This window comes from Rhodococcus sp. 06-156-4 (genome assembly GCF_002259345.1).
In the GTDB taxonomy this organism is placed as follows: Bacteria; Actinomycetota; Actinomycetes; order Mycobacteriales; family Mycobacteriaceae; genus Rhodococcoides; species Rhodococcoides fascians_E.
Map to the genome: position 1 here is coordinate 274,988 of NZ_NPGB01000028.1, position 18,642 is coordinate 293,629.

Genomic DNA, 18,642 nt, shown 5'->3' on the forward strand with positions numbered 1-18,642 from the left:
TTTTCGGGAGAAACGTTCACGCGCGTACATGCGCGCGACCGGGAATGGACTCGATCAAGCGCTGGGTGTACTCCTCGCGCGGGTCGCGGAACAGATCGGCTGTGTTCCCCGACTCGACGTTTCGTCCGTGCTCGAGAACGGTCACGGTGTCCGACACCTGGCGCACGAGGGACAAGTCGTGCGAGATGAACACGTAGGTCAGTGACAGATCACGCTGCAGTTCCACCAGTAGGTCCACGATCCGTGCCTGGACGCTGACATCGAGGGCCGACGTGGGCTCGTCGAGTACGAGGATGTCCGGTGCCAGGACCAGCGACCGAGCCAGCACCACACGCTGACGCTGTCCGCCGGAGAGATCGAACGGTCTACGCTCGAGAATGTCTCGCGGTAGGGCGACCTTGTCGAGCACATCGTGGACCCGATCTCGCCGCTCGGCTCGCGACCGAACGCCTGCGATCGACAGCGGCTCTGCGACGATGTTCTCGACGGAGTAACGAGGATCCATCGCCGCCAACGCATTCTGGTGGACCAGCTGCAGTCGTCGGGCGTTGCCGCGGCGTGCTCGCCGCGAGGTGTCGAGCGGCGAGCCGTGCACGAGCACCTCACCGGAGTCCTGCCGCTCCAGTCCGCTGACGATGCGCGCGGCTGTGGTCTTCCCGCTTCCGGACTCACCGACGACCGCATGGGTGGTGCCCCGAGCAACGGTGAAGGACACACCGTCCAACGCGGTGGATCGTTCGGTACGAGAGCCGTTGACGGCGAACGTCTTCACGAGGTCTCGCACTTCCAGTGCGGTCTCGACGCGTGCAGCCGGGCGCGAGGCGTACTTGTCCAGCGACAGCGCCGGCGCGTCGGCGATCAACCGACGCGTGTAATCGTCGGACGGTGACGCGAGAACCTCGGCGGCGCGGCCCTGCTCGCGGACGATTCCGTGGTTCAGAACCAGGACGTCGTCGGCATGATCTCGCGCGAGAGCCAGATCGTGGGTGATGAACAGGACGCCGAGACCCAGATCGCGGCGAAGATCGTCGAGCAGGTCGAGGATGCGCGCCTGTACCGTCACGTCGAGAGCCGACGTGGGCTCGTCGGCCACCAGGATCGACGGCCTGGCCGCGATCGCAATGGCGATCAGGACCCGCTGCAGTTGCCCGCCGGACAGTTGATGAGGGTAGGCGCCTGCCCGCTCGGCGGGGTTGCGGATGCCGACTCGATCGAGCAGGGCCACGGTCTCGTCGACGACGCGGCGGCGCTGGACGATCCGATGCAGCAGAAGTGTTTCCGCGATCTGATGGCCCACCTTCTTCAGCGGATCGAGGGAGCCCAGCGGGTCCTGAGGCACGAATCCGATGGTCGAGCCTCGTAGCCTGCGCCAACTGGACTGGGTGTACCGGGTGACGTCGGTACCTGCGATCCGCACCGACCCCGACGTGATCCGCCCCTCTCCGGCAAGCATGCCGATGGCCGCGCGGGCGATGGTCGTCTTGCCCGAGCCCGATTGTCCGACGACAGCGAGCGTCTCACCGTTCCGGAGTTCGAAATCGACGTCGGTGACCACTGGATCTGCGCCGTAGGAAATGGTCAGGCCTTCGACGGATACAGCGGTGGCGGTGCGAGCAGTTACCGGGCTGTCGACAAGTGTCACTATCCCACTCTCTTTCGGACGATGTGGCTGACTCGGCTGATGCTCAGAACCGTGATCACGATGGCGGCGCCCGGCGCGACGATGAGCCACGGCGCGGTGTGGATGTAGTTACGCGCCTCGGAGATCATCAGTCCCCATTCGGCGGTCGGGGGATTGGCGCCGTATCCGAGGAAGCTGAGTGCCGCGATGGACAGGATCGCGGTCCCGAACTGCAGTGCGGCCAGGGCGAGCACCGAAGAGTAGGCGTTGGGCAGTATGTGTCGTACCAGTAGGCGGCCACTACCTGCACCGAGGTGTTCGCTCGCTTCGACGAACGGAAGGTTGCGCACCGTCAGAACTTCCGAACGCATGAGTCTGAAGAAGACGACGATCGACGACACCCCTACTGCTATGGCAGCGTTGACGGTACCGAAACCCAGAGAGACGATGATCGTGATCGACAGCAGCAGAGTCGGAATGGACAGCAGCACGTCGGCGATTCGGCTGGAGATCGCGTCGACCACCCGGCCGAAGTACGCGGAGACGAGTCCCAGCGCGGTTCCGAGTACGAGTCCGATGACCACGGCGATGACCGAACCCAGCATTGTCACGGCGGTTCCGTGAATCAGCCGACTGAGCTGGTCGCGGCCGAGGTAGTCGGTCCCCAACCAGTGGACGGCACCCGGTCCTTGCAATGCGGCGTCGGGAAACTCCTGAAGGGGATCGAACGGGGCGATGACCGACGGTGCGACGACGAAGGCAGCGACGACGAGCAGGGCGGCGACCGCCGCCACGTCGCCCGGTGTCCACCCGCGCAGTCGGGAGCGCACCGTGATGGGGCTCGCGAGGGTGGGAAGTGCGAGAGTCATGCCGGCACAGCCTCCTTGGTCGGTGCGGCGGAAATACGTGGATCGATCACGGGATAGACCAGGTCGACCACGAGGTTGGTGATGACGAAGACTGCCGACACCGCGATGACGATGGCTTGGATTACCGGGAGATCTTGATTGCGTACCGCGTCTTCGACCAGATAACCGATTCCGGTCCGCGAGAAGATCGTCTCGGTGATCACCGAACCCGCCAGCAGCTCACCGACGGTGATCGCGGCGATGGTGAGAGTGGGAATCGATCCGTTCTTGGCGATGTGGCCGAACACGATGCGGTCCTCGCGCAGGCCTTTGGAGCGCAGAATGTCCACGTACGGCTGCCGCGCCGCTGTGGACAGTCCCTGGACGAGCACCTGGGCAATCGGCGCGGACACCGGAATCGCCAACGCAACCGCGGGCAGCCACAGCGACTTCACCCCTTCGTCGGAGACAGCGGAGACGAGCCCGAGCTGGAACGAAAAGACCTGCAGAAGAACGAGTCCGACGATGAACGACGGCACCGACAGGAAGATCGGCGGAACGGCCCGGGCCGTCTCACGCACCGTGGACGACGGTGCGAAGACCGCCGTGAAGGCGATCACGACGGCCAGCGCGGCCGCGACGAGGAAGGCGAGTGCGGCCAGCGAGGCTGTTTGTGGAATCGCGGTGCCCAGCAGAGAGGACACCGATTTACCGCTGGTCAACGAGTATCCGAGGTCACCGTGTGCGAGCCGCTGGACCGAGATCCAGAACTGTTCGAGTGCCGACTTGTCGAGGTTGTAGTACGCGGTGAGAACCTCGGCATCCTTCGCGGAGATGGGGTTCTCCGGACTGTGTATCCGACTCTCGATCGGGTTGCCGGGCAGGACGTTCAACACGAAGAACACGAACGTGTAGGTCAGTGCAACGACTATGAACGCCTGAGCAATTCGGTGCAGCACGTAGCGTGCGCGTAATGACATCGAAGGAGTACCTGTCGTAGAAGACGATTGCGAGTATTCAACAAGACCGAGGTTGCCGATGTCGACGGATCGGATCGCCGTGATCTTTTCTCGCTGTCACCGACTCGGCCGCAGCGAATGCAACGCTCTGCAACCCTGTCCCCTGTGGCTGGGGTCACATAGACATGACTGCATCGTTCAACGCTAGGAGAAACACGATGCGCGCAGCTGTCTACTACGGTCCGAACAAGGTCGAGATCGCCGACGTACCCGAGCCGTCGCCCGGGGAAGGCGAGGTCAAGGTGAAGGTCGGCTACAACGGAATCTGCGGCACCGATCTGCACGAGTACTACGCAGGACCGATCTTCGTTCCCACCGAGCCGCATCCGTTGACGAACCAGCAGCTGCCGCTCGTCCTGGGGCACGAATTCTCCGGCACGGTCACCGAGATCGGTACAGGCGTGACGGGAATCGAGGTCGGGGACCGCGTCGCCATCGAGCCGCTGTACCGCTGCGGACACTGCGGACCGTGTCGCGCCGGGAACTACAACATCTGCCAGCAGATCGGCTTCCACGGACTCATGTCCGACGGTGGCATGGCCGAATACACCGTCGTGCCGACGAACATGATTCATCACCTGCCGGAGAACGTGTCCCTCGAACTGGGCGCACTCGTCGAACCGATGTCCGTGGCCTTCCACGCTGCGACACTCGGCGATCCCGATCCGGACGACACCGCAATGGTGTTCGGCGCAGGCCCCATCGGGATCGGGCTGTGGTTCGCGCTCCGCGGTAAAGGCCTCGAGAACGTCTTCGTCGTCGAACCGTCACCGACGCGCCGCGCCTCGATCGAAGCGCTCGGTGCCAGAACCCTCGATCCGACGTCGCTCGACGTGCCGGAGTTCGTCGCCGACTTCACGGACGGCCGCGGCGCCGACGCCATCTACGACGCGGCGGGCGTTCAACCCGCCGTCGAGACGGCACTCGGCTGCATCGGAGCTCGCAAACCACTCGTCAGCGTCGCGATCTACGAAAAGCCTTTGACCACACCGCTGCAGAAGCTCGTCATGAACGAATCCCGCATCCAGGGATCGCTCTGCTACACCTCGGCGGACTACGACGCCGTCATCGAGCTCATGGCCCAGGGCAAGTACGACACGACGGGATGGGTGGACACGATCGCGCTCGAATCGGTCATCGACGACGGATTCGAAGCTCTTCACGCAGGCACCAAGATGAAGGTTCTGGTGGATCCTGCAGTGGGACGCGGCAGCGAGGGTCAGGCATGAGCGTCGCACTCGTCACCGGAGCCGGCCAGGGCATAGGCCGCGGTATCGCACTGCGGCTCGCGACCGACGGCCACGATGTCGCTCTCGTCGATCTGGGCTCGGACAAGATCGAGCAGGTCGCCCGCGAGATTCGGGAAATCGGCACCGACGCAACCACGTTCGTGGCCGACGTCAGTGATCGCGATCAGGTCTTCGCAGCCGTCGACCATGCGCACGAGGCCCTCGGCAGCTTCGATGTCATGATCAACAATGCCGGCATCGCACAGGTCGCCCCGCTCGACGACGTCCGTCCCGAGGACACGAAGAAGATCTGGGCCGTCAACGTCGACGGTGTGTTGTGGGGAATTCAAGCTGCGGCAACCAAATTCAGGTCACTGAGCCAGAAGGGCAAGATCGTCAACGCCTCGTCCATCGCGGGTCATGACGGCTTTGCCATGCTCGGTGTCTACAGTGCGACGAAGTTCGCCGTTCGTGCCCTCACCCAAGCCGCGGCCAAGGAGTACGCCGTGCACGGCATCACCGTCAACGCGTACTGCCCGGGCGTCGTCGGAACGGACATGTGGGTGACCATCGACAAGCGTTTCGCCGAGCTGACCGGTGCTGCCGAGGGCGAGACGTACGACAAGTTCGTCGGTGGTATCGCGCTCGGTCGAGCCCAGACGCCCGAGGACGTCGCAGCCTTCGTGTCCTACCTGTCGGGTCCTGATTCGGACTACATGACTGGTCAGGCGGGGTTGATCGACGGCGGCCTCGTGTTCCGCTGACCCGGCTTTGCATGTTCTGAGTGATCTGGAGCACAATTGTCGGTGATGACGCAGACGACAGGACCGGAACCTGCGCTGGCGGCCGGAGAGGACCCGCGCCGCTACGCGCAGATTCTGACTGCCGTGTACGACGCGACGATGGCGGGCGGCAAATCCCCCGCTCGTCCCCGCGACGTGATCGGTGATTCGTGGCGACGCCTGCAGACCCTCGGTATCGACCCCGAGCAACGCAGCGTGGCCTCACCGCAGATCGACGTGTCCGATCTGGAGCTGAGCCGTCGGGAATCGGGCTTGTTCGACATCCTCGACGACCTGGGTCGCGGACTCGAATCCGTCGTGCAGGACGGCGACAACATCCTCGTCGTCGCCGATCGACACGGACGGGTCCTGTGGCGGAGTGGGTCGACGTCGGTGCTCGACCGCGCCGACGGCCTCGGGTTCGTCGAGGGTGCCAGCTGGGCCGAGGATTCGGTCGGAACCAACGCGATCGGCACCGCGTTGGTGTCGCGGCGGGCGGTACAGATCTTCTCCGCGGAACATTATGTGCGCAGCCACCATCCGTGGACCTGCGCGGGTGCACCGATCAAGGACCCGCGTACCGGACATGTCATCGGGGCCGTGGACGTCAGCGGGCCCGCCAACACCGTCCACCCGACGACCCTCGCGTTGGTCGACGCCATCGCTCGACTAGCGGAATCTCAACTGCGCGAACATCACCGGCAGAACCTCGACCGTCTCCGGTCGGTCGCAGCGCCGATGCTCGCACGCCTGCAAGCGCCCGCACTCGCCGTCGACGCCAACGGATGGGTCGCTGCCGTCGAGTCCGTGGCGCTGCGCAACCGAGTACTGCTGCCCGAGGACGTCGTCGCCGGGCGGTTCTGGCTGCCGACCCTCGGGGTGTGCGACTTCGAGCCGCTTCCCGGCGGGTGGCTCGTCCGCCCGACCGGAGACGAGGCGTCGGAAACCGGTAGAACGACTGTGTCCCTGGATCTTCGGCACCACCAGCACGTGCGGGTGCAGATACGAAGCGAGGTGGGGGAGTGGACGCACGAACCCACTCCCCGGCACGCCGAGATCCTGTATCTCCTCGCGTCGAGCAGGGAAGGCCGAAGTGCAGCACAGCTGGCCGCGGACCTGTTCGGCGACGACGGCCGAGCCATCACCGTCCGCGCCGAGATGTCCCGGCTGCGCAAGCACATGTCGGGAATCGTGCAGACGCAGCCCTACCGGTTCGACGAGACCGCCGTCGTGGACGTGCTGCTGCCGGAAGACCCGAGCCGACTCCTCCCACACTCGACGGCGCCTGCCGTGGTGCGGATGCGTCGCTCCTGAATCCATCCGTTCACGGCCGTAAGCTGGCCGAATGGGTTATCGGATCGTATCGGAGACGCTGCGGTTCCTCGCAGTCTCCGACCCCGGCAGGCTCCGGCTACGGGCAGCTGCGACGACGACGATCACCGTCGTCCTCGCGATGGCGATTCTGATTCCCGGGTCTCATCTCGTCGGCCAGCCGTTGACGGTCGCGCTGCTGGGCGCTGTCGTCGCCATGCAGTCCTCGGCGGCGGTGAAGGACAAGGACCAACGCAGCCGAGTGATCACGACACTCCTACTGGTGTTTCCGGCGATCCTCGCAGTGTCGCTGTCGGCGGTGCTCTCCCAGTTCGGCAAGGTCGCCGACGTCGGGTTCATCGTCGTGCTGTTCGCCGCGGTGTGGGTGCGGCGGTACGGCCCGCGCGGCACTGCGCTCGGCATGGTCGCGTTCATCTGCTACTTCTTCGCGCTGTTCCTACGCGCTCAACCGAGCCAGATTCCTGTCCTCGCGGTGTCCATCGTTCTCGGCGTCGGGATCTCGCTCGCCGTACGCACTCTCGTCCTTCCCGAGCGGCCGGGGCTGGAACTGCGGCGTCTGGTGCGAGCACTGCGAGCCGCGTCGATCGACGTCCTCGAGGTCGCGTCGAACAGAGTCGATCGCGATCTGGACCTGCTCCGCAAGCGTCTGGACCGGCTCGGCAGTACAGCGCTGATGATCGACGACTGGCTCGACCGCAACGATGCCTCGCAGCTGCTGAGCGTCACCAACGAGGACCTCTCGCTCCGCATCTTCGACGCGCAGATAGCCACCGAACAACTCGTGAGCGCGCTGTGGGCCCTCGACCCGATCCCATCTGGGGTCACCCCGCAGGCTGCGCTCCCGCCCAATTCATGGCCGTCGTCGCTCGTCCAGGCCACCACCGCCCTCTCGTCGTGTCTGCAGAACAACCCGTCCGACGACCAACTCCGTGCGGCCAGGCGCCTCGCTGCCGCCGCCGCGGACGAAGCGGATCCGTCCACCCAGGCGGGCATCGCCACGACGGTCGCCATGCGAGCAGTGCAGGCCCACATTGCCATTCACCACATCACCAGCAATGCGCTGCACACCGAATCCGCACCCAAGGAAGAGTCGGAGAAGGACGACGACACCGATTCGGGGCTGAACCCCAGCACCAAAGCGGCGATCCAAGTTGCCGTCGCGACCAGTGCAGCGACCGTACTCGGCGAAATCATCTCACCGGACCGCTGGTACTGGGCGGTCCTGACGGCATTCCTGGTCTTCACCGGGGCGTCGACTCGCGGTGAGATCCTCTCCCGCGCCGGACACCGCGTCGTCGGTACCGTCGGAGGTGTGCTGGCCGGAGTTCTGCTGTCCGCGTTGGTCGGTCGCAATCAACCGCTGCAACTGCTCCTGCTGGTCGTCTGCATCTTCTTCGCGTTCTACCTCGTGACGGTGGCGTACGCGTTGCTGTCGTTCTTCGTCACCGTCATGCTCGCGATGCTGTACGGACTGCTCGGCACCTTCAGCATCGAAGTGCTCGAACTACGAATCTACGAAACCGCGGCAGGAGGACTCGTCGGGATAGCGTCGGCGTACTTCGTCTTCTCCACCGGCACCAGATCGACGATGGTCGAGAAAGTCGACGACTACCTCGAACAGATGACGGCCATCATCGACACCGGCATCGACGCCGTCATCACGCCCGGCCGCCCGACGGACCTCGTCGTCGACATGCGCAAACTCGACAACGCGTTGAAAGACCTCGTCGCGGCCGGAAAACCCCTCGAGATGGGGCCCACGACACGCACACGCAAAGGCGTCAAACGGCTGCTGCGCATCATGACCGTCAGCAACCGATCCAGCCACGCCCTGGCCCGCGCCGGTGTCGGCGCCTCTCACGCCGAACCCGACACCGGTCCGTCACAGGAGACCGCCGACGCACTACGCCGGGCCGCCGAGGTAACCAAAGCCACCATCGCCGACGTCGGGCGTGCACTCGCAGGCGAACACGTCGACCCACCGGAGAAGTTGACGGAGACCTCGGCCCCCGACGTCATGCTGAAGTCCACCACGACCCCCGGTCCCGTCCGCAGCGCCGTCAGGTCACTGAGCACCCTCAACCGCACCATGGGTGAGGCGCTGACACGCGTCTGACACCGTCCGTGCATACTGCGATGCGAAGCACGAAGCTGACCTGACGCAGGGGGAAGCCGGTCCGAATCCGGCGCTGACCCGCAACGGTAGGCTGCCCTCGCCAGAGGGCAGCGAGCCCGATTACCCGGCGTCGAGGTTGTGCGACAACCCATTCGTCGTGGTCTACGAATCGGAAAGTCCAGCGCGTGGCGTTCCATGCTGCGCACCGGGCCGAACATTTCGTGGCTCTGAGCTCCAAGAGGTACTCATGTCACGCTCCATCGCCTTCGGCGCCATCGCCGCCGCAACCATTGTCGCCCTTACTGGCTGTTCCCGCGGTGACACCGCACAGGACGCTCGGCAGGCGGACTCGTTCGACGACCCGGTCTCCATCACCAACTGCGACAGCACCCAGCAGTTCGACTCTCCACCTCAGCGCATCGTGTCCATGAACGACCACGTCACCGAGGTGCTCATCGAGATGGGCGTTGCGGACCGCATCGTCGGCATGGGCTATCGAAACGCAACGCCTGCGCCCGAGTTCGCCGAGGATTTCGCACAGATCCCCGGCCTCGCCGACGAGTACCCGACGAAGGAACAGATCCTCGATCTGGACCCGGACTTCGTCGTCGGCGGCATGCGGAGTGCATTCAACGACAAGGAAGGGCGTTCGAGAGAGTCGTTCACCGAGGCGGGCATCCCGACCTTCCTGTTCTCCGAGTACTGCGGATCCGGATTCCCGGACATCGGCATGCTCGAGAACGACTACAGCCAGCTCGGTGGCGTCCTCGGCGTTCCGGAGGAGGCTCAGGCCGTCACCGACGGCGTCCTCGACGGTTTGGCGGCCATCGGTGCCGAACTCGGCGACGCGGAGCCGACGCCGACCTTCTTCTACGACTCCGGTGAGGACGTCCCGACGACCATCGGTGGTGTGGGCGTCGGACAGTTGATCGCCGACCGGTCCGGCGCATCGAACATTTTCCCCGAGGGTGAGCGCCCCTACCTGGACACGACGTGGGAGATCGTCGGAGAGCGCGCCCCTCAGGCCATCGTCGTCCTCGATTACGGTGACACGTCGGCGCAGGGAAAGATCGATTTCCTGAAGAGCCAGCCGATCATGGCGACCACTCCGGCTGTGCAGCAGGACAACTTCATCGTCGTACCGCTCGACGACTTCTTCGAAAGCCCGCGACTGGTCACGAGCGTGGACACCATCGCCCGTGCATTGCATCCCGACCGGTTCACCTCCTGATGGTCACCGTTGCCGACACCGACAGGCCCAGGGCCACGGCGAAAGCGGAGGTGTCCACTCGGTCGAGAATCGGGTTCGGTGCGTTGATCGCAGTTCTGACGGGCGCCTTGCTGATGGTGATCGCCACTGCGGTGTCGTTCGGGTCCGTACAGATTCCCGTCGGCGACGTCTGGGCGATCGTCGTGCACCGGTTGATGCCGGGCGCATTCGACTCGTGGTGGTCCGAGGCGAGGGCGGTGATCGTCGTCGACTCGCGGTTGCCGAGATCGCTGACGGCGGCCGTCGTCGGCGCGTCGTTGGCGATCGCGGGTGGTGTGGCGCAGGCAGTCACGCGCAACCCGTTGGCCGATCCCTATCTGCTCGGAGTGTCGTCAGGTGCCGGATTCGGCGTGGTGCTCGTGATGGCGATGGGAATCGGGGCCGGGGCCCTCGGGGTGTTCACGGTCCCGACCGCCGCGTTCGTCGGGGCCATGATTCCGCTGTTTCTGGCTCTGATGATCGGCGGGCGATACCCACAATCGACAGCCATCGTTCTCGTCGGCGTCGCACTGGGCAGTATCTTCTCCGCTCTGATCACCTTCACACTCCTGGTCTTCGCCGACGAACACACGCTCAGTGGCGTGATGCACTGGCTAGCCGGTGGATTCGGAGACGCGCGGTGGTCCACGTTGACACTGCCCGCACTCGCGCTGCTGATCATCGGCACTGGACTGCTGCTGAGTGCACACCGGATGGATCTGTTGAAAACCGGTGACGACGGTGCCGCTGCCCTCGGTCTGAACGTCCGACGCTTCCGCGTCGTGCAACTCCTGGCGATCTCCATGCTGGCCGGCGCAGCGGTATCCGTCGGCGGCGGAATCGGATTCGTCGGTCTGCTGGTGCCACACCTCGCCGGATACATCGTCGGGACGCGAGCGATCAGACTTCTGCCGGTCGCCGCGCTGCTGGGCGCGATCGCATTGGTCGGCGCCGACACGCTGGCGCGGTCGGTTTCACGGAGCACAGAGGTGCCCGTCGGGGTCGTCACCGCGCTCGTCGGCGCACCGATCTTCGTCTTCATGCTCTACCGCCAGTACGGAAGGGCGGCTCGATGACACTCGTGGCCAATGCCGTCACCGCCCGACTCGGATCACGGGAGGTGTTGCACGGAATCGATTTTCGAGTTCGACCGGGTGAAGTTCTCGGACTCGTCGGACCCAACGGGTCCGGGAAGACGACGGCGCTCCGGTGCTGCTATCGCGCGCTGACGCCGACCGCCGGGACCGTTCTAGTCGACGGCGTCGACGCGCATGCGATGAAGCGCTCGGAACTTGCGCGCACCGTGGGCGTCGGCACCCAGGAGCCGGAAGCGTCGGTGGGACTGACAGTTCGGCAGTCGGTTGCGCTGGGCCGTGTCCCACACCGGGGCTGGTTCGACCGTCCGACGGGATCCGACGCGGACATCGTCGAACAATGCCTGGACCGGGTCGACTTGACCGGGCTCGCGGAGCGCGATGTCGGGGCACTGTCCGGCGGCGAACGTCAGCGTGTCGCCATAGCTCGGGCACTCGCACAGCAACCTCGCATACTGCTGCTCGACGAGCCCACGAATCATCTGGACCTGCGCCACCAACTCGTCGTCATGAACGCAGTCCGTGATCTCGCCGCGGAGGGCCTGGCCGTCGTCGTCACCGTGCACGATCTACGGCTGGCCGTCGAATACTGCACCTCGCTCGCCGTGCTCGACAACGGATCCGTGGTGGCGACGGGGCCGACGGCCGAGGTTCTGACCGATAATCTCCTCTCGGACATCTTCGGAATCCGAGCCATCGTCTCTGCGGTCCCACGCCCGTCCATCGACATCATCGGCCTCGCATGAGCGTCTACACCGAAGCTGCGGAGAGGGTTCCCGGACTCGCGGAGTACCTGCACGGCCCGTTCGATCTGCCGGCGTCGGCGATGACCGATGCGGACTGGTTGCGGGAGCGGATTGCCGACACAGGCAGGCGCTGGAACTGCACCGACGACCGGATCAACGGGACGCTGTGGTGGTACTCCGCCAGCTCGACGATTGCCTTGCTGGCGGTGTCGACGGCGATGGTGACGGGAACGGCGGCCGATCCGTCGCTCGAGCATTCTCGGTGTTTTCTGCGCGGCGACGGTTACCTCGGCGGGGTGCGGAGCGATCGCACGGTGACGCCGGAGCAGTTGCCCGGTGCCCTTGCCGGCACGTTTCGCGCGGTCGTCGACGCTCTCGCGGCGGCGTCGGGAGCGACGACCAACGCGCTCTGGGCGATCACGTCGGACTCGATAGCCAACCGGTGCCTCGACGTCGGCACGGCCCTCGGAGACCGAGAACGAGGCAGCGCGTTCGCCCAGGAACTCGTGGCCGCGATGTCCTCGCCGCTACCCGCTCCCCGGTTCGTCGACGTGGGAGGCCGACGCTTCACACGCCGCAGCTCGTGTTGCCTGTTGTACCTGACGTCAGCGTCGGACAAGTGCACCAGCTGCCCACGCCGGACACCGTCGGATCGGCTACGAGGGCTCCGCGCCGCCGCGCAATACTAGGAAGCGTAGTAGTCGTCTAAGGTGTCCCCATGACTTTCCGCCCCGACGCTCGTGCGCGTATGCGCGGCGCGTTCGTCGGGGCTGCCTCCGGTGCGCTGAGCATCGCAGCACACGGCGTGGGCGGCGGAGTCATGGTGCCGAGCGAATCGGCCCTCGTACTGCTCGTGGTCGTCAGTGCGGCGCTCGGCGTCCTGACCGCAGCCCTCGGGGACCGCGTCCCGACGACGGTCGTGCTCGTGCTCGGCCAAGTCGTCGGACACACGGTGCTGACGGCGGCGAGTGGGCATCACCACGGCTCGTCGCTCAGTCCGTCGATGCTGGCGGCGCACGCATGCGCGACGGTGGTGTGCGCCCTGCTCATTCGTGGTGCCGTGCTCGGGCACAGTCGAGCGTTGGCCGTGTTGCGCCGGATCCTTCCCGTGTTGTGTCTGGTTCTGCCCGTGCAGGATCGGGCTCGCACCGAGAGCACCGAATACCGGCCGAACGTCGTACTCCGACTGTTGGTGTCGTCGGGAACAGGAACTCGCGGGCCTCCCTGCCCTGCTTGATCTTTCGTTCCCTCACACCCGGTGATCCCTCGCGCGTGAAGCGCCGTCGATCACCGGGGTCTTGCGACACCCGACAGAACTGGAACACCTATGTCCACAACCGGCACAGTCGTGCCCGACATCGGGCCGGGCCGACCCGATCGATCACCGCCACGTCCCTCTCTGGTCATGCGCCTGCACTTCTACGCAGGCATCTTCGTCGGACCGTTCATCCTGATCGCCGCGCTCACCGGTGGTCTCTACGCGCTCGCGCCGACGGCCGAGAACATCCTGTACTCCGACCTGCTGACCACCGACTCGGCTGGGCCCACCGCCTCGGTGGCCGAGCAGGTCACGGCCGCGACCCAGGTCAGGCCCGACCTGACCCTCGACGCCGTACGCCCGGCAACAGAACCCGGCACCACCACCAGGGTCATGTTCACCGATCCCTCACTCGGCGAGTCCGAACGGCGAGCAGTCTTCGTCGACCCGGTCACCGCGGAATCCGTCGGCGAATCGGTGGTGTACGGCAGCAGCAACGCACTGCCGGCCCGCACCTGGATCAGCGGATTCCACCGGCATCTTCACCTCGGCGAACCCGGCCGCATCTACAGTGAACTCGCCGCATCCTGGATGTGGGTCGTCGCCCTCGGCGGCGTCGTGCTCTGGGTGCGACGGTTTCGACGCGGCGGACGACTCCTCACCGTCGACCGATCGTCGAAAGGTCGAGCCAGGAACCGCAATTGGCACGGAAGTGTCGGTATCTGGATAGCCATCGGTCTCGTTTTTCTGTCCGCAACGGGACTGACCTGGTCCAAGTACGCCGGTGAGAACATCACCGAACTGAGGTCCTCCTTGAACTGGGCCACGCCGGGAGTGAGTTCGTCGATCAGCGGTGACGCGCCGGCACCGGCCGGCGACCACGCAGGCCACGACATGTCGGCCATGGCACCGGAGGCCGACGTGGTGTCCGCTGGAATCGGCCGCCTCGACGCCGTCATCGGAACGGCTCGGGCGGCGGGGCTCGCCGGCGCAGTGGAAGTCACCATCCCTGGTACGGCCGACACAGCCTTCGTCGTCGCGCAGACGCGTGGGCCGTGGGTGTTCTCCACGAGTTCCCTTGCCATCGACGGAAATACCAACTCGATCGTCGATACCAACTGGTTCTCGGAGTGGCCGCCGGCCGCGAAGCTGGCGGCTTGGGGCATTGCGCTGCACATGGGCATTCTGTTCGGGATCGCCAACCAGATCGCGCTGGCACTGCTGGCCGTGGCCTTGGTGACGGTGATCGTCCGCGGATACCTCATGTGGTGGCAACGTCGTCCTTCGGCATCCGCCCCGCCCGCAGGCTGGCTGCGCCGGTTGCCGGTCCGGCAGCTCGTCCCGCTCGCTGCGATCACTGCCGTGATCGGCTGGTTCGTACCACTCCTCGGCATCAGCATCCTCGTCTTCCTTCTCGTCGATGCCCTTCTCGGGCTTCGGCGCCGCGCATCGACATCGGAGTCGACATGAAAAAACTTCTCGTAGCCCTCGCCTCGTTCGCCCTGCTCGCCGGATGTAGCTCGGAAACTCCTGCAACGGAGTCGGATTCGGTCACGATCCGTGAGGCCTGGATCAAATCTGCCGACACGGGAATGACCTCCGCGTTCGCGGAGATCCAGAACACCGGAGACACCCAGGTCCGGGTGGTCTCCGCGCAGTCACCCGCCTCGTCGATGATGGAACTGCACGAGGTGGTCGCCAGTGCCGACGGAACGATGGTGATGAAGCCCAAGGAAGGTGGATTCGCCGTCGGCGCACAGGAAACCAAGGTGCTCCAGGCGGGCGGGGACCACATCATGTTGATGGATGTGACGTCGCCGTTGACTCCGGGAGCAGACACCGACATCACGCTGACGTTCGAGGACGGATCGTCGTCCACGTTCACTGCGCAGGTCCGCGAGTTCGCGGGCGCGCAGGAAAACTACGGTGGCTGACGCAGCACCACGCCGCAGTCCCGGAATCAGCAGGCGACGCCTTCTCGGTGGAGGCGTCGCCGCGCTGGGAGCTGCGGGTGTGGCGTACGGATACACAAGGGAGCCGGAGGAATTCGTCTTCGGTCGACAGGTCGTTCCGTTTCACGGGAAACATCAGGCCGGTGTCTCGACTCCGCCGCAGGCGCACGGGACGTTCGTTGCACTCGACCTCGCAGGCGGTGCAGGACGCGAACACGTGGTGTCGGTGTTGAAACTGTGGACGACGGACGCCGACAGGCTCACCCAGGGCATGCCTGCCCTGGCCGACACCGAACCGGAACTCGCGGCCGACCCGGCCAATCTGACGGTCACCGTCGGGCTCGGACCGGGCGCGTTCGCGGCGGCGGGAGTGGCGTCACCCGTCCGGCAGTTGCCTCCGTTCGGCATCGATCGACTCGAGGATCGGTGGAACGGCGGAGACCTTCTGCTTCAGGTGTGCGCCGACGATCCGTCCGCAGTGAGCCATGCGGTGCGGGTGTTGACCAAGAACGTCAGGTCGATGGCGTCGATTCGCTGGGTCCAACGAGGGTTTCGGTCCTCCCGCGGAGCCAGGACCGAAGGTACGACGATGCGGAACCTGATGGGTCAGGTCGACGGCACCGTGAACCCGGATCCGGCAACGGATTTCGACTCCCTGGTGTGGAACGGCGACGGCAGTACGTCGATGATCGTGCGCCGTATCTCCGTCGAACTCGACACCTGGGACGAGTTGGACCGCGGCGGAAGAGAATTCGCGGTCGGTCGAAAGCTGGACACGGGAGCGCCGATGACCGGCGAACGCGAGCACGACGAGGCGGATTTCGATGCCACCGATCGGTTCGGCATCCCGGTGATCTCGCCTGCGTCGCACATTGCACGTGCCCGGCACACGCACGACGGGGAGCGGTTCTTCCGGCGTGCGTACAACTACGACGATGCACCCGAGGGAGGTTCGACGAGTAATTCGGGGTTGATCTTCGCGACGTATCAGCGCGACATCGACACACAGTTTCTTCCTGTGCAGCAGCGGTTGGACGAGCACGATGCGCTGAACGAGTGGACGACGCCCATCGGTTCGGCGGTGTTCCTCGTTCCCGCAGGAACCTCGGAAGGGGGATATCTCGGGGAGGCGCTGGTCTAGCCGCCTACGGAACCCACCAGTTTCCCTGCCCACGGACAAGGGTGAAGCCACCGGGAATGTCGGTCCAGGCCGAGACGTCACCGGAGCCGGTGCGGATCGGCCCGGACGGCAGGGGACCGGGGAACGCAACCCCGCCCTGCTGCGTGGTGTGGTTGAACCAGTTGATGGCGCAGTTGCACCAGTTGTTCAGCGAGAAGTCGGTGAGGCCGGGAAAGTACGGGTCGACGCGAACGAAGATCGGCTGGTTGACGATCGCCTGATCCAATCGCCACTCGATGACCGCAGCCGGATCGAAGCCGATGGTCGGGCTGATGGCGCCTGCAGGGACGAACTGGACCGGCCTGGCTTGCGCGGACGCGGTGCCGAACAAGGTAGTCGCGAGGAAGATCATCACGGTCGCGAACAGCAGGGTTGCCGACGATGCAACGCTGGTGCGGGCATGTCGTGTCGTCATGGACAAGCCTGGCCTTTCGGTCGATAGATGAACGGCGGTGATGTTACCCGAGCTCACGAGATGCCATACGGTTGAAACTGTGAGAATGAAGCTCGGCGTAGCGATCGTGGCCCTGACCGTCGCAGGATGCACTTCCCAGCCCGCCCAGGAGACGGCTGCGCCGCCGGTGAAGAACCAGGTCACCGTGGCCGATCGTGCGTACACGCCAGCCGACATCACCGTCTCGGTGGGGGAGACCGTCACCTGGGTGTTCGACGACGCTGGGATGGCTCACGATGTCGTCGCCGACGATCGGTCCTTCCGCAGCCCCCTCGCCAAGGAAGGCTCGTTCTCACACACGTTCACCGAACCGGGCACCTTCACCTACCACTGCACTCCTCACCCGGACATGATCGGCAGCGTCGTCGTCGTGGCGTAGACAAATGTCTTTGTAAACCTGCGGTTCACACCGTACCCTCACTGGTGTGAACCAAAAGTTGTCAGTATTCGACCCCGGTGACAAGCCGACCGACATCGGCGACGAGCGGTCCCGTCGCACCCACGCGCTCGTGCATCTCGGGCAGGCCATCGAGAACGAAGCCCGCGTCGTCGCCGAGGCTGCCGCGGCGACGGAGAAAGCTGCGTCCACTGCAATGTGGCTCGGTGCCAGCCTGGCCGACCTCGCCGCGGTCACCGGCAAGACCCGTCAGGCGGCCAGGAAGAGGTGGCCGGCTCTGGGCGTCGTGCATCGCCGACGCCTGTGGCTCGCCAACCATGTCGACGATATTCGCTGGGCGGTGCGGGTGCTGTTGGACAACGAAGCCGACATCACCGTCCCGGACACGTCGATCTTCGCGGAGATAACAGACCTCGACGCATCCGTCGGACGCAACTTCGACGAGTCGGCAGTTCACGAGGAGGCCGGTCCGGCGGATCGATGGTTCGCCCTGGACCGCCTGGTCGACGTCGTCCTGCGCCGGATCGTCGACGACGCCGTCACGTCCGGCGGTCAGGCCGAGTTCGCGGTGTTCGGAGCGCGCGGGGTGGTCGGCTATTACGACCATGCAGTGGACAAGCCCGAGACCGACTCGGGACTCACTTAGTCTGGATGCATGACCGAGACAGGGGCGCGACGTCGACGACGCTTCGCTGCTCCGGCGGCGGTTGCGGGACTGACGGTTGCGGCGGGAGCTGTGCTGTTCGTGCGTGATCCGAGGTCGTCGACGTACCTACCGTGTCCGTTTCATGCGCTGACCGGCGTGTGGTGTCCCGGGTGTGGTGCGACGAGGGCGTTCGGAGACCTGGTGCACGGCGACGTCGCGTCGGCCGTGTCGACCAACGTGCTCGCCGTGACACTGCTCGTGTTCGGAGTGCTCCTGTGGGCGACGTGGGTTCGCGGCCGGGCCGTTCACGCGCCGCCGAGGTGGGTAGTGCTGCTCTCGGTGATCGTCGTAGTTCTGTTCACCGTGGTCAGGAATCTGCCGTTCGGTAGCGCCCTGGCGCCTTGAGGAAAGAGGAATCAGATGTGGCTCGAAGCGTTTTCCGTGGTCGTTCTCGTCGGAGCTCTGGTGGTGCTGATCCCGACGGCTCGGCGTGTGTTCAAGAAGGGTGACGACGAATGACCGACTCGTTGAAAGCGCGAGTGCGCGCGAAACTGCTCGATCAACTCGCAGGTGACGGCGCCACCGACGCGGAGGTGGCCGAGGGCGACGACCCACGGTTCACAGCGATCCGCGACGACCTCGCTGCTCTGGACGACGCAGCAGACGACGACCCCATCGTCGACGTCCTCGCCACGAGGTACTGGGTGCCCTAGCTCGAC

Annotated in this window: 20 protein-coding genes and 1 riboswitch; of the genes, 16 read left to right on the forward strand and 4 right to left on the reverse strand. The window is 65.3% G+C overall.

Translation table 11 applies throughout. The features are described 5' to 3' along the window. Positions 1–16 precede the first annotated feature (16 nt). The 3 genes from CH290_RS21195 to CH290_RS21205 are packed head-to-tail and all read right to left on the reverse strand — an operon-like array spanning position 17 to position 3,449. Positions 17–1,642: a dipeptide ABC transporter ATP-binding protein gene (locus tag CH290_RS21195; protein ID WP_019663008.1), complete on the reverse strand. Its 1,626-nt coding sequence runs from the start codon at positions 1,640–1,642 to the stop codon at positions 17–19. Next, positions 1,642–2,490, reverse strand: coding sequence for an ABC transporter permease (locus CH290_RS21200; protein WP_019663009.1), 849 nt, complete (start codon positions 2,488–2,490; stop codon positions 1,642–1,644). The genes CH290_RS21195 and CH290_RS21200 overlap by 1 nt, the downstream gene beginning before the upstream one ends. After that, positions 2,487–3,449 (reverse strand): ABC transporter permease, encoded by a 963-nt coding sequence (locus CH290_RS21205; RefSeq protein WP_026347411.1) that lies wholly within the window; start codon positions 3,447–3,449, stop codon positions 2,487–2,489. Before CH290_RS21205 ends, CH290_RS21200 begins: the two co-directional genes overlap by 4 nt. Before the next feature lie 197 nt (positions 3,450–3,646). On the opposite strand from CH290_RS21205, the gene CH290_RS21210 reads away from it, so the two are divergent. From CH290_RS21210 to CH290_RS21265, 12 genes are all read left to right on the forward strand, one after another. Next, positions 3,647–4,717 carry a 2,3-butanediol dehydrogenase gene (locus CH290_RS21210; protein WP_019663011.1) on the forward strand — a complete coding sequence of 357 codons (1,071 nt, stop codon included), beginning with the start codon at positions 3,647–3,649 and terminating at the stop codon, positions 4,715–4,717. After that, positions 4,714–5,481: an acetoin reductase gene (locus CH290_RS21215; RefSeq protein WP_033190128.1), complete on the forward strand. Its 768-nt coding sequence runs from the start codon at positions 4,714–4,716 to the stop codon at positions 5,479–5,481. The genes CH290_RS21210 and CH290_RS21215 overlap by 4 nt, the downstream gene beginning before the upstream one ends. A 45-nt stretch (positions 5,482–5,526) precedes the next feature. Continuing rightward, positions 5,527–6,813, forward strand: a complete 1,287-nt coding sequence (locus CH290_RS21220) for a GAF domain-containing protein (RefSeq protein ID WP_019663013.1) — start codon at positions 5,527–5,529, stop codon at positions 6,811–6,813. A gap of 31 nt (positions 6,814–6,844) precedes the next feature. Then, positions 6,845–8,947, forward strand: a complete 2,103-nt coding sequence (locus tag CH290_RS21225) for an FUSC family protein (RefSeq protein ID WP_033190129.1) — start codon at positions 6,845–6,847, stop codon at positions 8,945–8,947. Positions 8,948–8,963: 16 nt separating this feature from the next. Further along, positions 8,964–9,093, forward strand: a riboswitch (cobalamin riboswitch). Between the two features lie 101 nt (positions 9,094–9,194). Further along, the gene (locus tag CH290_RS21230; RefSeq protein WP_019663015.1) at positions 9,195–10,178 is read left to right on the forward strand and encodes an ABC transporter substrate-binding protein; all 984 of its coding nucleotides are present in this window, start codon (positions 9,195–9,197) and stop codon (positions 10,176–10,178) included. Then, positions 10,178–11,272, forward strand: coding sequence for a FecCD family ABC transporter permease (locus CH290_RS21235; RefSeq protein WP_033190130.1), 1,095 nt, complete (start codon positions 10,178–10,180; stop codon positions 11,270–11,272). The genes CH290_RS21230 and CH290_RS21235 overlap by 1 nt, the downstream gene beginning before the upstream one ends. Further along, positions 11,269–12,036 (forward strand): ABC transporter ATP-binding protein, encoded by a 768-nt coding sequence (locus CH290_RS21240; protein WP_019663017.1) that lies wholly within the window; start codon positions 11,269–11,271, stop codon positions 12,034–12,036. Before CH290_RS21235 ends, CH290_RS21240 begins: the two co-directional genes overlap by 4 nt. Next, complete coding sequence (locus CH290_RS21245) at positions 12,033–12,725, forward strand: (2Fe-2S)-binding protein (RefSeq protein WP_020110939.1); 693 nt, start codon at positions 12,033–12,035, stop codon at positions 12,723–12,725. The genes CH290_RS21240 and CH290_RS21245 overlap by 4 nt, the downstream gene beginning before the upstream one ends. Positions 12,726–12,784: 59 nt before the next feature. Then, a complete protein-coding gene (locus CH290_RS21250; protein WP_020110938.1) occupies positions 12,785–13,273 on the forward strand; it encodes a hypothetical protein in 489 nt (162 codons plus the stop codon). A 90-nt stretch (positions 13,274–13,363) separates the two neighbouring features. Then, positions 13,364–14,764 carry a PepSY-associated TM helix domain-containing protein gene (locus CH290_RS21255; protein ID WP_230621054.1) on the forward strand — a complete coding sequence of 467 codons (1,401 nt, stop codon included), beginning with the start codon at positions 13,364–13,366 and terminating at the stop codon, positions 14,762–14,764. Continuing rightward, positions 14,761–15,228: a copper chaperone PCu(A)C gene (locus CH290_RS21260; protein WP_033190132.1), complete on the forward strand. Its 468-nt coding sequence runs from the start codon at positions 14,761–14,763 to the stop codon at positions 15,226–15,228. The genes CH290_RS21255 and CH290_RS21260 overlap by 4 nt, the downstream gene beginning before the upstream one ends. After that, positions 15,221–16,387, forward strand: a complete 1,167-nt coding sequence (locus CH290_RS21265) for a Dyp-type peroxidase (RefSeq protein WP_033190133.1) — start codon at positions 15,221–15,223, stop codon at positions 16,385–16,387. The genes CH290_RS21260 and CH290_RS21265 overlap by 8 nt, the downstream gene beginning before the upstream one ends. Positions 16,388–16,391: 4 nt before the next feature. On the opposite strand, the gene CH290_RS21270 is transcribed toward CH290_RS21265, so the two are convergent. Next, positions 16,392–16,841: a hypothetical protein gene (locus CH290_RS21270; RefSeq protein ID WP_020110936.1), complete on the reverse strand. Its 450-nt coding sequence runs from the start codon at positions 16,839–16,841 to the stop codon at positions 16,392–16,394. Between the two features lie 79 nt (positions 16,842–16,920). On the opposite strand from CH290_RS21270, the gene CH290_RS21275 reads away from it, so the two are divergent. From CH290_RS21275 to CH290_RS21290, 4 genes are all read left to right on the forward strand, one after another. Next, positions 16,921–17,259, forward strand: a complete 339-nt coding sequence (locus CH290_RS21275; RefSeq protein ID WP_033190134.1) for a plastocyanin/azurin family copper-binding protein — start codon at positions 16,921–16,923, stop codon at positions 17,257–17,259. A 46-nt stretch (positions 17,260–17,305) separates the two neighbouring features. After that, positions 17,306–17,923: a hypothetical protein gene (locus CH290_RS21280; protein ID WP_019663025.1), complete on the forward strand. Its 618-nt coding sequence runs from the start codon at positions 17,306–17,308 to the stop codon at positions 17,921–17,923. 9 nt (positions 17,924–17,932) lie between these two features. After that, positions 17,933–18,328 carry a DUF2752 domain-containing protein gene (locus CH290_RS21285; RefSeq protein WP_019663026.1) on the forward strand — a complete coding sequence of 132 codons (396 nt, stop codon included), beginning with the start codon at positions 17,933–17,935 and terminating at the stop codon, positions 18,326–18,328. Positions 18,329–18,438: 110 nt separating this feature from the next. Next, positions 18,439–18,636 carry a hypothetical protein gene (locus tag CH290_RS21290; protein ID WP_019663028.1) on the forward strand — a complete coding sequence of 66 codons (198 nt, stop codon included), beginning with the start codon at positions 18,439–18,441 and terminating at the stop codon, positions 18,634–18,636. The last annotated feature ends 6 nt before the right edge of the window (positions 18,637–18,642 follow it).

Excerpts from the sequence above, each read along its gene's own strand:
- CH290_RS21250 (WP_020110938.1), top strand. The coding sequence starts at position 12,785 with ATGCGCGGCGCGTTCGTCGGGGCTGCCTCCGGTGCGCTGAGCATCGCA.
- CH290_RS21205 (WP_026347411.1), bottom strand. The coding sequence starts at position 3,449 with ATGTCATTACGCGCACGCTACGTGCTGCACCGAATTGCTCAGGCGTTC.
- CH290_RS21220 (WP_019663013.1), top strand. The coding sequence starts at position 5,527 with ATGACGCAGACGACAGGACCGGAACCTGCGCTGGCGGCCGGAGAGGAC.
- CH290_RS21255 (WP_230621054.1), top strand. The coding sequence starts at position 13,364 with ATGTCCACAACCGGCACAGTCGTGCCCGACATCGGGCCGGGCCGACCC.
- CH290_RS21270 (WP_020110936.1), bottom strand. The coding sequence starts at position 16,841 with ATGACGACACGACATGCCCGCACCAGCGTTGCATCGTCGGCAACCCTG.
- CH290_RS21235 (WP_033190130.1), top strand. The coding sequence starts at position 10,178 with ATGGTCACCGTTGCCGACACCGACAGGCCCAGGGCCACGGCGAAAGCG.
- CH290_RS21215 (WP_033190128.1), top strand. The coding sequence starts at position 4,714 with ATGAGCGTCGCACTCGTCACCGGAGCCGGCCAGGGCATAGGCCGCGGT.
- CH290_RS21290 (WP_019663028.1), top strand. The coding sequence starts at position 18,439 with ATGACCGACTCGTTGAAAGCGCGAGTGCGCGCGAAACTGCTCGATCAA.
- CH290_RS21225 (WP_033190129.1), top strand. The coding sequence starts at position 6,845 with ATGGGTTATCGGATCGTATCGGAGACGCTGCGGTTCCTCGCAGTCTCC.
- CH290_RS21285 (WP_019663026.1), top strand. The coding sequence starts at position 17,933 with ATGACCGAGACAGGGGCGCGACGTCGACGACGCTTCGCTGCTCCGGCG.
- CH290_RS21260 (WP_033190132.1), top strand. The coding sequence starts at position 14,761 with ATGAAAAAACTTCTCGTAGCCCTCGCCTCGTTCGCCCTGCTCGCCGGA.
- CH290_RS21230 (WP_019663015.1), top strand. The coding sequence starts at position 9,195 with ATGTCACGCTCCATCGCCTTCGGCGCCATCGCCGCCGCAACCATTGTC.
- CH290_RS21240 (WP_019663017.1), top strand. The coding sequence starts at position 11,269 with ATGACACTCGTGGCCAATGCCGTCACCGCCCGACTCGGATCACGGGAG.
- CH290_RS21200 (WP_019663009.1), bottom strand. The coding sequence starts at position 2,490 with ATGACTCTCGCACTTCCCACCCTCGCGAGCCCCATCACGGTGCGCTCC.
- CH290_RS21210 (WP_019663011.1), top strand. The coding sequence starts at position 3,647 with ATGCGCGCAGCTGTCTACTACGGTCCGAACAAGGTCGAGATCGCCGAC.
- CH290_RS21245 (WP_020110939.1), top strand. The coding sequence starts at position 12,033 with ATGAGCGTCTACACCGAAGCTGCGGAGAGGGTTCCCGGACTCGCGGAG.